Below are 12,899 nucleotides of genomic sequence, written 5' to 3'. Positions count from 1 at the left end.
TTGATCATCATGAAAGAGGCAATCATTGCGACACATAATCCGGGAAAAGTGAAAGAATTTAAAGAAATCCTTGAACCAAAAGGCTATGATGTCAAATCGTTAGCTGACATCGGATACACAGAGGAGATCGAGGAAACAGGCCATACGTTTGAAGAGAATGCCGTTTTGAAAGCGGAAGCTGTTGCAAAAGCAGTGAATAAAATGGTGATTGCGGATGACTCCGGCCTGTCAATCGATAATCTTGGCGGCAGCCCCGGCGTTTATTCCGCGCGCTATGCAGGGGAACAGAAAGACGACCAGGCAAATATCGTTAAAGTGCTCGGCGAACTGAAAGGAATTGAAAAAGAACAGCGTACGGCCCGTTTTCGCTGCGCGCTGGCTGTGAGTATCCCCGGTGAAGAAACAAAAACAGTCGAAGGCCATGTGGAAGGGTATATTGCTGAAGAGCCGAGAGGAGAATACGGCTTTGGCTATGACCCAATCTTTATCGTGAAAGATAAAGATAAGACAATGGCTGAACTGACAAGTGATGAAAAAAATAAAATCAGCCATAGGGCTGACGCGCTTAAAAAGCTGTCTAAGCTTTTAAAGGCATAAGGAGGAAGCTTGTACATGAACGTGCTGATTATCAGTGACAGCCATGGGCTTGAAGAAGAACTCCAAACCATCGCGAAACGGCATGAAGCGGAAGTAGATCTCATGATTCATTGCGGAGACTCTGAACTCGAAACCGGGCATCCGGCATTGGATCCTTATAAGGTTGTAAAAGGCAATTGCGATTTTGCGGGCGATTTTAAGGACGAGCTTCTTTTGAATGCCGGTTCAAAAAAAATACTGGTCACACACGGCCATCTTCACGGTATAAAACAGACCTTGTTAAACGTATACTATCGGGCAGAGGAGCTCGGAGCGGATATGATCTGTTTCGGGCATTCGCACATCGCGGGAAGCGAAGTGCTGCGCGGAAAGCTGATGATTAATCCCGGCAGCATCCGCCTTCCAAGGGTGCGCAGGACAGAAAGCTATGCTATACTGACTTTAGAAAATGATGCCGCAACAGTGCGTTTTTACGACCAAGCAGGCCATGAAATTGAGGATCTGCACAACCGTGTCACACTATGAAAATGTCATGAGGAAGAAAATTTTCTTCCTCATGAAAAAAATTCTAAAAAACCGTTGACTTATTGTTGCATCCCATATATAATAAATCTTGTCGCTGATAGTTAAAGCGAAAAACGAAATAACAAAACATGTCCCAGTAGCTCAGCTGGATAGAGCAACGGCCTTCTAAGCCGTCGGTCGGGAGTTCGAATCTCTCCTGGGACGTACCAAAAAGAAAAACCTCAAATCCTTGGGACTGACCCCCGTTTTTGAGACAGGGATCAAACACCTTTTAAACAGCCAATTGTCGATAATTTATCGGTGATTGGTTGTTTAGTTTCGTTTGAATACGAATATTGTTATAATAATGAATGTATTCTATGACAGTTCGTTCTACGATGGCGGTCGTGGTTCGATCAATGCTGTTAAGATAGAACGTTTCAGACTTTAGTGAGGAATGAAACGATTCGATGGAGGCATTATCAGCGGGCGTCCCTTTGCGGGACATGCTCATGGTAATGCCTTTTGTTTTAACAGCTTTCTGATACTCGTAAGATGTATACACAGATCCTTGGTCACTATGTAACACGCAGCTTTCAGGCAGATTTGGCAGCTGATCAAGTGTGTCTAAGACAAAGGCTGTGTCCTGCTTATCTCCAATCGTAAAAGCAACCACTTCTCCATTGTATACATCCAATATACTGGATAGATACAATTGTTTCTGCCCATAAGGCAAATACGTGATGTCCGTTACTAGTTTTTCAAGAGGACGATCAGACTGAAAGTTCCGATCTAATATATTATCGACCACGGCATATGGCTGCCCATTCTTCTTGCGCTTTTTCACCTTAACACGGCACTGCCACTGATTTTTCTGCATAATACGCTGAACCGTTTTATGGTTAATACACATTCCCTTTTTTAATATGGCTGTGATTTTTCGATATCCATATCGATACTTGTGCTCTCGGCACAACGTGCCGATTTGTTTTTCCAAATGGCGTTTGGGATGATCCTTCATCATATTCTTCTTCCAACGATAATAAGACGCCCGAGAGATATCTAAATGAATACAGATATCCTGCACGGTCATTGTGCTGTGCAATATTTCTACAAGTTCGACTGACGTTTTGCTATCAACTTCCTTTCCAATTCGTTGTACTTTTTTAAAACTTCATTCTGTTGTCTCAGGTAACGAATCTCTGCCTGCAGTTTCTCTAATTCGGAAGAATACTCCGGACCTTTTCCATAAGTGTATTGCTTACCAACAGGCTGTTCAAATCGATGTGTATCCCCAGCCTTATACCATCTGACCCATGTCTTAATCTGCGTATTATTTTTGATATTCAACTCCTGCATGATCTCTTTCATAGGTACGCCTGCCAATCTCATTTCTACAGCCTTCTGTTTCACTTCAACCGGATAACTCACTCTTGTCCCCATAGAAAAAACACCTCCAAGTCTAATTTCGGATAACAATCATCCGTTTTCAAACTTGAAGGTGTTTTTATTTGTCTCATCTTATGGGGTCAGTCCCCTTAAAGGATTTGAGGTTTTTTGTTGTAGGTTGATGATTATTTGTTATTCAGTGTATCATCATCCAAGCCATCAACTTTTCCGTCTTTGTTCATGCGAGGCTCTTCTTTTTTCACCGTTTCAGAAATATGCTCATTCTCTTTGACAGTCCGTTTTCCGACAACCACTTCATCAGTGACAACCGGTTTTTTAGTCACTTCCAGTTTTTCCTCAACGATTGGCACTCTGATCTCTTCCGAATCATTGACGGGGGAAGCGTCCGCTGTATTTTCATCCACAGGGCGGCGTTCAACATAAATTTCATCGTGTCTCACCGGAATGTCCATATCTCTTTGTTCAGTTTTCACTTCTTTTCCGATCTCTACTTCTCCAGTTTGAACATCTTCCTTATTGACTTTCAGCTGCTCTTCCCGCAGCGGCATTGTTTTTTCTTCTTTCGTTGTATAATCCGCCATTTCATTTGTGTTTGAAAGGCCGCCTGAAAGAGCATTGCCGTTATCGATAGGCGGATTGACTTCTGCGTCTGTATCAACAGCCACAAGGAGTTTTCCATCATCCAGATCCTCTTGATACTTGTCTATTTCGCCAGTCATAATATCCAAATCTGATAATGTCTTGCTGTGTGCGGCAGTATCATCCATTGCAAAATAATCTTTCAGTTTATCAAAAAATGAATCGGATTCATCCTTATGTGCATCGACGGCCTGATTGACTTCTGTTCCAGTACGTGACTCAAGATCGTCTGTATCTCGGCGGCTTGTCACAACTGAAATATCGTCAGAATCAAAACCTTTTGTTAATAAGCCTTCAATCGCTGCAATGGTTTCCTGCGGAGTTTCGTATACGCCAACTATGCTTTTCATATCAATCTCCTCCTTTATCAATGTTAGATTTTATCGTTCATGTCGTTTTTAATTCCCGCTGAACTTTGAAATAAACAAAATGAAAAGCATCCGAAGTTTTTAGAACAAACCTTTTATTATATAATTTCCTGAAAAATGAATATTTCGGAAAGAATATGAAAAAAAACATAGTCATGCCGATATTTGTTATGTGAAACAATTAAATAAAGGGAGTGTTTTCTTTTGAAAAAATGGTTCATAGTTTTTTTCTTATTCGTTATGACGCTGTTTCAATCGCTTCAAACAGTTAGCGCGGAAACAGTTGAATGGAAAGAAAGAGCAGATTTGCCTGAGCCGCGTGTCGGCGCAAGCAGTGGTGTGGTAGATGGAAAGATATATGTGATAGGTGGCGGGACAGTAAAACCAGGTACTTATGGGAATCAAACGTTTGTCTACGATCCTAAAACAAATGAATGGACAAGAAAAGCCGACATGCCCACAGCGAGGGGAGGAGCTGCGACTGTTACAGTTGACGGTAAAATTTATGTCATGGGTGGAATGTCAAACGATGGAGTTGTAAAGACAGTTGAAGTATATGATCCAAAAAAAGATACGTGGGAAAAATCGGATGATCTCCCCTTTGAAAATAAGGTTCCGGCTTATAGGATTTATGCAGAAGCTATTGGAAAGAAAATATATGTTGTAGCCTATGAAAATTCTAGATATGCAACGACTTACAGTTACGATCTAGAAACGAAGAAATGGGAGAAAAAACAGAAGTTAGATTATGAAGTAACTGGGGCTTCTACAGCAGTTATCGATAATAAACTATATATTCTTGGTGGAAGGGAATATTCTTCCCGAATCGTTTATGCTTATGATCCAGAAAAGGACATTTGGACAAAAAATGGTACAGGGCTCACAGCAGGGTATTATTCTGCCCTTGTTTATAAAGGGAAAATACTGATGACTGGAGGTGTAAACAGAATTAAGGTGTACGATCCTAATGGTCAATCTTTTACAGCAGTAACAAATCCTAAAGCGCCATACAGAATCGCACATTCTTCTGCCATTATTGATGATACTCTTTATGTAATCGGTGGAAGGGAGGAGACACGATCAAGTTTTGCTGGATATGCAGATTCTAGATTTAAATCAGTTATGTCAATTTCATTAAAGGATTTGAACATACCATCCGATGCGGGGGAGACTCCGGGAGATAGTGATAAAGGATCAACAACACCTACTGAGGACAATTCGGGAGATAGTGATAAAGAGCCAACAACCCCTTCTGAGGATAAACCAGCAGAAGACGGAGACGCTCTCCTTGTTGTCACCATGGTAAACGGTTTGCAAAAAGAATATCAGCTTTCTATGAAAGAAGTAAATGGATTCCTCAAATGGTATAAACAGCGTGATGCTGGAGAGGGACCAGGTTTTTATGAAATAGATGAGCATGACAACAACAAAGGGCCTTTTGAAAGTAAAAAGGATTATGTTGTGTTTAAAAACATTTTGATGTATGAAGTGAATAAATATAAATAAAATCATACAGAAACCATCCAGTGCAATGCTGGATGGTTTTGTTGACTAACTCTATTAAATTTTAACAGGAAAAACTGATGAAATTTATATAAGAGTAGACAAAAATCCTCTGCACTTATCTATCCTATAAAAATTCACAGCTTCTTCGTCATAAACACACTGTTCGGATCTTCAACATAGTCAGCAAACGGTTCACAGTACTGAAAACCAAAGCTTTCATACAATTTTCTTGCCGGCTCAAATGAGGCCATTGAACCCGTTTCTAAGCTTACCCGCTCATAGCCTCGCTTCCTAGCTTCACTCAGGATGTGCTTGAGAACTTGTTTGGCAACGCCTTTTCTTAAATGGGATGCAGCGGTCCGCATCGACTTGATTTCTCCATGCCTGCTGTCCAGTTCTTTAAGCGCTCCGCAGCCGGCTAGTTCGTTGTCCTCCCATGCGCTCCAAAATGTCATTTCAGGCCCTTTCAGCCTTTCTGCATCTAGAGCATGGATGCTTTCTGGCGGGGACATGAGTGTCATGCTATGTAAATGCTCATTCACAAATGAAATCACTTCGTGTCCAGTTACATCATCTATTTTTATAAACAATTCTATTCCTCCTCAAAAATTCGCGGGTTTTCAGAACATAACTGATTTCATCATATGCATATTACGTCCTTTTTCCAAATAGAAAGACAGAAAATCTGCCGGTATGAATCGTGTTTGGCATGATTTGTTTTGTATCAGGCATTTCAAAGTGAAAAAAAGAGGCCGAAAACAATGTTCGGCCTTACTATCGAAACCCTACGTGAGCGCCGGGTGCTCCGCTGAATCCAACGGCGTGCGTCGCCGGGATACCGAAACCGACCCCGTGGCCGCTATAGCCAGCCCCTGCAAATTGCTGTCCGTAAAATCCTGATGCATATGGGAATGAAGAGTACATAGCAGATGGAGTGCTCATGGGACTGTATGACTGGCTGTACGGCTGTCCGTACCCAATGTTTCCAAATGGCTGCTGATAAAAGGCAGGAGCTGCCGGATAATATGGCTGAGGCAAGCTGGGAAAGCCCAAGGGAATCCCTTGCATATCAGCTAATGATTTATTCATCGTATCACCTTTTCTTTGCAAGATACCTTCAATGTATGCTGGGGGAGTAATGGAAGTGCCTATCCGATCTTCCATACCTATAATCTTGTCGAGACGATAACACGTTATATTTTATGACATGTTTCTATCGGATTGGGATATTCTGTTGTATTATTGATAGATTAATAAAAAAATTATAAAAACTTTTAACATTTACAATTCCTTATACACCAATAATGAAAGCGTATACAATATAGATTGATTAATCAAAATTGTCTAATAATTTTAAAAAATGCTGTTGACACTGCGTCCAAAGCGGCGTAATATGAGTTCAACAAAAGATAAACGCAAGCTTCACAAGCAAAAAAGATCGCAATATGATTCTGAAAAATGAAAAAACAAACGACCTTCTTCAACAGCTGAAAAAAGCTGTTTCGGGGGCTGAATATGAAAAGCGCAGATGAGGATAAGTAGCCTTGATAAAGCTTTCCACAGAGAACCGGGGTAGCTGAGAACCGGCGAAGCTTTACAAGGTGAACTCGCCTCAGAGTGCCAGTCTGAAACCATAGTAGGACTTGGCCGGGTGAACTTGATTCACTCGTTATTAAAGCGGATAGAAATATCCATGAGACGGCGGATTCAATAGGCCGTAAACAAGGGTGGTACCGCGGAAAGAAGAGCCTTTTCGCCCCTTTTAGCTATCGCATCACTGCGCGGCTGATTGTGGGTGGAAAGGCTCTTTTTATTGAATAGTCAGCTATCAAACTAATAAAACGATCTTTAGAGGATGAAAATCCAAAAGGAGGAACTGAAAATGGGGACTAATGTACAGGTGGATTCAGCATCTGCCAAATGTACACAGACGATGAGCGGAGCATTAATGCTGATTGAATCATTAAAAAAAGAGAAAGTAGACATGATATTCGGTTACCCGGGCGGGGCTGTGCTTCCGATCTACGATAAGCTTTATCATTCAGGGATGGTACATATCCTTCCCCGTCACGAACAAGGTGCGATTCATGCAGCGGAAGGATACGCAAGAGTCTCTGGAAAACCGGGCGTCGTCATTGCCACGTCTGGCCCGGGAGCGACAAACCTCGTTACAGGCCTTGCGGATGCCATGATTGATTCATTGCCACTAGTCGTCTTTACAGGGCAGGTAGCCACATCCGTTATCGGGAGTGATGCATTTCAGGAAGCGGATATTTTAGGAATTACGATGCCGGTGACAAAACACAGCTATCAGGTACGCCAGCCTGAAGATCTGCCGCGCATCATTAAAGAGGCATTCCATATTGCAACAACCGGAAGACCCGGACCTGTGCTGATTGATATACCGAAAGATGTCGCAACAATTGAAGGAGAATTCAGCTACGATCATGAAATGAATCTCCCGGGATACCAGCCGACAATAGAGCCGAATTATTTGCAGATCCGCAAGCTTGTCGAAGCGGTAAGCAGCGCGAAGAAACCGGTGATTCTGGCGGGTGCGGGCGTATTGCACGGAAAAGCGTCAGAAGAATTAAAAAATTATGCAGAACAGCAGCAAATCCCTGTGGCACACACCCTTTTGGGGCTTGGAGGCTTCCCGGCGGACCATCCGCTTTTCTTGGGGATGGCGGGGATGCACGGCACTTATACAGCCAACATGGCCCTTCATGATTGTGACCTTTTAATCAGTATCGGCGCCCGTTTTGATGACCGCGTCACAGGAAACCTGAAGCACTTTGCAAGAAACGCAAAGATTGCCCATATCGATATTGATCCGGCTGAAATCGGAAAAATCATGAAAACGCAGATTCCTGTAGTCGGAGACAGCAAAATGGTCCTGCAGGAGCTGATCAAACAAGACGGAAGACAAAGCGATTCAAGCGAATGGAAAACACAGCTCGCCAAATGGAAAGAAGAGTACCCGCTCTGGTATGTAGATAATGAAGAAGACGGCTTTAAACCTCAGAAATTGATTGAATATATTCATCAATTTACAAATGGCGAGGCCATTGTCGCAACGGATGTCGGCCAGCATCAAATGTGGTCAGCGCAATTTTATCCATTCCAACAAGCAGATAAATGGGTCACATCAGGCGGACTTGGAACGATGGGATTCGGCCTTCCGGCAGCAATTGGCGCACAGCTGGCTGATAAAGAGGCTACTGTAGTGGCGGTTCTTGGGGACGGCGGTTTTCAAATGACGCTCCAAGAACTCGATGTCATTCGCGAATTGAATCTGCCGGTCAAAGTTATCATTTTAAATAATGCTTGTCTCGGAATGGTCAGACAGTGGCAGGAAATTTTCTATGAAGAACGCTATTCAGAATCTAAATTTGCTTCTCAGCCTGATTTCGTCAAATTGTCAGAAGCATACGGCATTAAAGGCATCAGAATTTCATCAGATGCGGAAGCGAAAGAAAAGCTGGAAGAGGCATTGACATCAAAAGAACCGGTTGTCATTGACGTACGGGTTGCAAGAGAAGAAAAAGTGTTCCCGATGGTTGCTCCGGGGAAAGGGCTGCATGAAATGGTGGGGGTGAAACCTTGAAAAGAATTATCACATTGACTGTGGTGAACCGTTCCGGCGTATTAAACCGGATCACCGGTCTATTCACAAAAAGACATTACAATATTGAAAGCATTACGGTTGGCCACACAGAAACAACCGGCGTTTCCAGAATCACCTTTGTCGTTCACGTTGATGGAGAAAATGATGTTGAACAGCTGACAAAACAGCTCAACAAACAGATTGATGTACTGAAAGTCACGGACATCACGAATCAATCGATTGTTCAGAGGGAGCTGGCCTTAATCAAGGTCGTTTCCGCACCGTCAACGAGATCAGAGATTAATGGAATGATAGAACCGTTCAGAGCCTCTGTCGTTGATGTCAGCAGAGACAGCATCGTTGTTCAGGTGACAGGCGAATCTAACAAAATTGAAGCGCTTATTGAATTGTTAAAACCTTATGGCATTAAAGAAATCGCGAGAACAGGTACAACGGCTTTTGCGAGGGGAACCCAGCAAAAGGCGTCATCCAATAAAACAATATCTATTGTATAAAACATAACAAGGGAGAGATTGAAATGGTAAAAGTATATTATAACGGTGATATCAAAGAGAACGTATTGGCTGGGAAAACAGTAGCGGTTATCGGGTACGGTTCACAAGGCCATGCACATGCCCTGAACCTTAAAGAAAGCGGAGTTGACGTGATCGTCGGTGTTAGACAAGGAAAATCTTTCACACAGGCCCAAGAAGACGGACATAAAGTATTTACAGTAAAAGAAGCGGCAGCCCAAGCGGAAATCATCATGGTGCTGCTTCCGGATGAACAGCAGCAAAAAGTTTACGAAGCTGAAATTAAAGAGGAATTGACAGCTGGAAAATCATTGGTGTTCGCTCACGGATTTAACGTTCATTTCCATCAAATCGTTCCGCCAGCGGATGTAGATGTTTTCTTGGTAGCGCCTAAAGGTCCAGGACACTTGGTCAGAAGAACATATGAGCAAGGAGCTGGCGTACCGGCATTGTTCGCGATTTACCAAGATGTGACTGGAGAAGCAAGAGACAAAGCCCTTGCGTATGCAAAAGGAATCGGCGGCGCGAGAGCTGGCGTTTTGGAAACGACATTTAAAGAAGAAACAGAAACGGATTTGTTCGGTGAGCAAGCAGTTCTTTGCGGCGGATTAAGCGCGCTTGTAAAAGCTGGATTTGAAACATTAACTGAAGCAGGTTACCAGCCTGAACTTGCATACTTCGAGTGTCTTCACGAGCTGAAACTAATCGTAGACCTTATGTATGAAGAAGGGCTTGCGGGCATGAGATATTCAATCTCTGACACAGCACAGTGGGGAGATTTCGTATCAGGACCGCGCGTTGTTGATGCTCAAGTAAAAGAATCGATGAAAGAAGTATTAAAAGATATCCAAAACGGTACATTCGCAAAAGAGTGGATCGTCGAAAACCAAGTAAACCGTCCTCGTTTCAACGCTATCAACGCGAGCGAAAACGAACATCAAATCGAAGTGGTGGGAAGAAAGCTTCGTGAAATGATGCCGTTTGTGAAACAAGGCAAGAAGAAGGAAGCGGTGGTCTCCGTTGCGCAAAATTAATGTTTTCGATACGACGCTTCGTGATGGTGAACAGTCCCCTGGCGTGAACTTAAATACACAGGAGAAACTTGCCATAGCAAAGCAGCTCGAAAGACTCGGGGCAGATATCATTGAAGCGGGGTTTCCCGCTTCGTCCCGAGGTGACTTTTTAGCTGTTCAGGAAATCGCAAGAACCATTAAAAATTGCTCGGTGACTGGTCTTGCCCGCTGTGTAAAGGGTGATATTGATGCTGCTTGGGAAGCGTTAAAAGATGGTGCTTACCCGAGAATTCACGTATTTATTGCCACATCGGACATTCATTTGAAACACAAGCTGAACATGACTCGCGAGCAAGTCATCGAAAGAGCCGTTGAAATGGTGAAATACGCAAAAGAGCGTTTTCCGGTTGTGCAATGGTCAGCTGAAGATGCCTGCCGCACTGAACTGCCGTTTTTAGCGGAAATCGTCGAGAAAGTCATTGACGCTGGCGCCAGTGTGATCAATCTTCCGGATACAGTCGGCTACCTGGCTCCAGCAGAATACGGAAATATCTTTAAATATATGAGGGGAAACGTTTCGAACATTCATCAAGCAAAGCTTTCAGCCCACTGTCACGATGATTTGGGAATGGCGGTCGCAAACTCTCTTGCTGCGATTGAAAGTGGCGCTGATCAAATCGAATGTGCTGTCAACGGGATCGGTGAAAGAGCCGGTAACGCCGCATTAGAAGAAATTGCCGTTGCCCTTCATATCAGAAAAGATTTCTATCAAGTTGAAACAGGCATTACAATGAACGAAATTAAGCGAACAAGCGATTTGGTAAGCAAGCTGACAGGCATGGCTGTTCCGCGCAATAAAGCGGTTGTGGGCGATAATGCATTTGCACATGAATCGGGCATCCATCAGGATGGCTTCTTAAAAGAAAAATCGACTTATGAAATTATTTCACCGGAGCTTGTAGGTGTAACAGCAGATGCGCTTGTCCTGGGTAAACATTCCGGACGCCACGCATTTAAAGACCGTCTGACTGCTTTAGGGTTCCAATTTGATAGTGAAGAGATTAATAAATTCTTTACGATGTTCAAAGAGTTGACTGAGAAGAAAAAAGAAATCACTGATGAGGATCTTGTTTCTCTTATTTTAGAAGAAAAAGTAACAGACCGCAAGATTGGGTATGAATTTCTTTCTCTGCAAGTGCATTACGGAACAAGTCAGGTTCCTACAGCAACCCTTTCTTTGAAAAATCAAGAAAACGCAGAGCTTATTCAGGAAGCGGCAACTGGAGCCGGAAGCGTGGAAGCGATCTACAACACGCTTGAGCGCTGCATCGATAAAGACGTGGAGCTCTTGGACTACCGCATTCAGTCTAACAGAAAAGGCGAAGACGCATTTGCCCAGGTGTATGTAAGAGTAGTAGTGAATGGAAAAGAATCAGCAGGGCGGGGCATAGCGCAAGACGTGTTAGAAGCTTCAGCAAAAGCCTATTTGAACGCAGTCAACCGTCAATTGGTTTTCCAGTCGAATATGAGCGGACTTAAAAACCATACAGCTGTCGGGTCATAAAAGAAAGGAGAACGGTTAACTTGAAGAAACGTATTGCTCTATTGCCTGGTGACGGGATCGGCCCTGAAGTATTAGAATCAGCGACAGACGTCCTGAAAAGTGTTGCCGAACGCTTTCATCATGAATTCGAATTTGAATCTGGCCTAATTGGAGGGGCGGCGATTGATGAATATAACAACCCCCTCCCGGAGGAAACCGTTGCGGCTTGCAAAAACGCGGACGCGATATTGCTCGGCGCTGTCGGCGGACCGAAATGGGATCAAAATCCATCAGAGCTCAGACCGGAAAAAGGGCTGCTCAGCATCAGAAAACAGCTTGATTTGTTTGCGAATTTGCGGCCTGTGAAGGTGTTTGAGAGCCTTTCCGACGCTTCACCTTTGAAAAAAGAATATATAGATCACGTTGATTTCGTTATCGTCCGTGAGCTGACAGGCGGCTTGTATTTCGGCCAGCCGAGCAAGCGCTATGTAAACACGGAAGGTGAGCAGGAAGCTGTAGACACACTGTTTTATAAGCGAACGGAAATTGAACGCGTGATCAGAGAGGGCTTCAAAATGGCCGCAGCCAGAAAAGGCAAGGTAACCTCTGTTGATAAAGCGAACGTTCTTGAATCAAGCAGACTGTGGCGTGAAGTGGCTGAGGACGTTGCAAAAGACTTTCCTGATGTGAAGCTGGAGCACATGCTTGTGGATAACGCAGCCATGCAGCTGATTTATGCACCGAATCAATTTGATGTCGTGGTGACTGAAAACATGTTCGGCGACATTTTAAGCGATGAAGCCTCCATGCTTACAGGCTCACTCGGAATGCTCCCGTCAGCCAGCCTATCAAGCTCAGGTCTCCATCTGTTTGAGCCTGTTCATGGCTCCGCGCCTGACATAGCCGGAAAAGGGATGGCAAATCCGTTCGCGGCCATATTGTCAGCGGCAATGCTTTTGAGAACATCTTTCGGGCTTGAAGAGGAAGCGAAAGCTGTAGAAGATGCGGTTAACAAAGTTTTAACTTCCGGAAAAAGAACAAGAGACTTGGCACGAGGCGAAGAGTTCAGCGGCACTCAGGCCATTACAGAGGAAGTTAAGGCAGCAATAATGAGTAAAAAAACAATTTCTAATGTGTGACAGCTTACGTGAAGCGGTCTTAGTTCATAGGTAGAGGGAG

12 protein-coding genes, 1 tRNA gene and 1 other annotated feature are annotated in these 12,899 nt (G+C 43.6%); of the genes, 9 read left to right on the top strand and 4 right to left on the bottom strand.

Annotated features, from left to right (window positions below; genetic code table 11):
* The 3 genes from M1D98_RS13410 to M1D98_RS13400 all read left to right on the top strand — a co-directional run bounded on the left by M1D98_RS13410 (position 1) and on the right by M1D98_RS13400 (position 1,326).
* The gene (locus tag M1D98_RS13410) at positions 1-597 is read left to right on the top strand and encodes an XTP/dITP diphosphatase (RefSeq protein ID WP_268522135.1); all 597 of its coding nucleotides are present in this window, start codon (positions 1-3) and stop codon (positions 595-597) included.
* Between the two features lie 15 nt (positions 598-612).
* Entirely contained in the window at positions 613-1,122 is a 510-nt protein-coding gene (locus M1D98_RS13405) for a YfcE family phosphodiesterase (protein WP_039074679.1), read from the top strand.
* Between the two features lie 130 nt (positions 1,123-1,252).
* Positions 1,253-1,326 (top strand) — tRNA-Arg (locus M1D98_RS13400).
* A gap of 67 nt (positions 1,327-1,393) precedes the next feature.
* On the opposite strand, the gene M1D98_RS13395 is transcribed toward M1D98_RS13400, so the two are convergent.
* Both M1D98_RS13395 and M1D98_RS13390 read right to left on the bottom strand, forming a co-directional pair.
* Positions 1,394-2,544 (bottom strand): IS3 family transposase gene (locus tag M1D98_RS13395; RefSeq protein ID WP_435576462.1). Its coding sequence is split into 2 segments (ribosomal slippage): positions 1,394-2,271 and positions 2,271-2,544, totalling 1,152 coding nucleotides; the frame shifts between segments, so codons are not numbered across the junction.
* A 131-nt stretch (positions 2,545-2,675) separates the two neighbouring features.
* Complete coding sequence (locus M1D98_RS13390) at positions 2,676-3,500, bottom strand: YsnF/AvaK domain-containing protein (RefSeq protein WP_268522133.1); 825 nt, start codon at positions 3,498-3,500, stop codon at positions 2,676-2,678.
* Between the two features lie 222 nt (positions 3,501-3,722).
* Here M1D98_RS13390 and M1D98_RS13385 point away from each other — a divergent pair, with 222 nt between their 5' ends.
* Positions 3,723-5,024: a Kelch repeat-containing protein gene (locus M1D98_RS13385; protein ID WP_268522132.1), complete on the top strand. Its 1,302-nt coding sequence runs from the start codon at positions 3,723-3,725 to the stop codon at positions 5,022-5,024.
* Positions 5,025-5,158: 134 nt separating this feature from the next.
* Here M1D98_RS13385 and M1D98_RS13380 read toward each other — a convergent pair whose 3' ends face one another.
* Positions 5,159-5,614, bottom strand: coding sequence for a GNAT family N-acetyltransferase (locus M1D98_RS13380; protein ID WP_268522131.1), 456 nt, complete (start codon positions 5,612-5,614; stop codon positions 5,159-5,161).
* Between the two features lie 184 nt (positions 5,615-5,798).
* Positions 5,799-6,113, bottom strand: a complete 315-nt coding sequence (locus M1D98_RS13375) for a hypothetical protein (RefSeq protein WP_121643021.1) — start codon at positions 6,111-6,113, stop codon at positions 5,799-5,801.
* A 427-nt stretch (positions 6,114-6,540) separates the two neighbouring features.
* Positions 6,541-6,788, top strand: a binding site (T-box leader).
* Between the two features lie 118 nt (positions 6,789-6,906).
* Between M1D98_RS13375 and ilvB the strand changes: the two genes are divergently transcribed.
* The 5 genes from ilvB to leuB are packed head-to-tail and all read left to right on the top strand — an operon-like array spanning position 6,907 to position 12,859.
* The gene (gene ilvB / locus M1D98_RS13370; protein ID WP_268559452.1) at positions 6,907-8,631 is read left to right on the top strand and encodes an acetolactate synthase large subunit; all 1,725 of its coding nucleotides are present in this window, start codon (positions 6,907-6,909) and stop codon (positions 8,629-8,631) included.
* On the top strand, positions 8,628-9,146 hold the full coding sequence (gene ilvN, locus M1D98_RS13365) for an acetolactate synthase small subunit (RefSeq protein WP_010330242.1): 519 nt from the start codon (positions 8,628-8,630) through the stop codon (positions 9,144-9,146). The genes ilvB and ilvN overlap by 4 nt, the downstream gene beginning before the upstream one ends.
* 23 nt (positions 9,147-9,169) lie before the next feature.
* Positions 9,170-10,198 (top strand): ketol-acid reductoisomerase, encoded by a 1,029-nt coding sequence (gene ilvC / locus M1D98_RS13360; RefSeq protein ID WP_010330243.1) that lies wholly within the window; start codon positions 9,170-9,172, stop codon positions 10,196-10,198.
* Positions 10,185-11,741: a 2-isopropylmalate synthase gene (locus M1D98_RS13355; RefSeq protein WP_121643019.1), complete on the top strand. Its 1,557-nt coding sequence runs from the start codon at positions 10,185-10,187 to the stop codon at positions 11,739-11,741. Before ilvC ends, M1D98_RS13355 begins: the two co-directional genes overlap by 14 nt.
* A 20-nt stretch (positions 11,742-11,761) precedes the next feature.
* Positions 11,762-12,859 (top strand): 3-isopropylmalate dehydrogenase, encoded by a 1,098-nt coding sequence (gene leuB, locus M1D98_RS13350; RefSeq protein ID WP_435576464.1) that lies wholly within the window; start codon positions 11,762-11,764, stop codon positions 12,857-12,859.
* The last annotated feature ends 40 nt before the right edge of the window (positions 12,860-12,899 follow it).

Source organism: Bacillus sp. K7 (assembly GCF_053903245.1).
The sequence above is the reverse complement of the archived record's forward strand: the minus strand, read 5'-3'. Positions and strand labels throughout refer to the sequence as shown.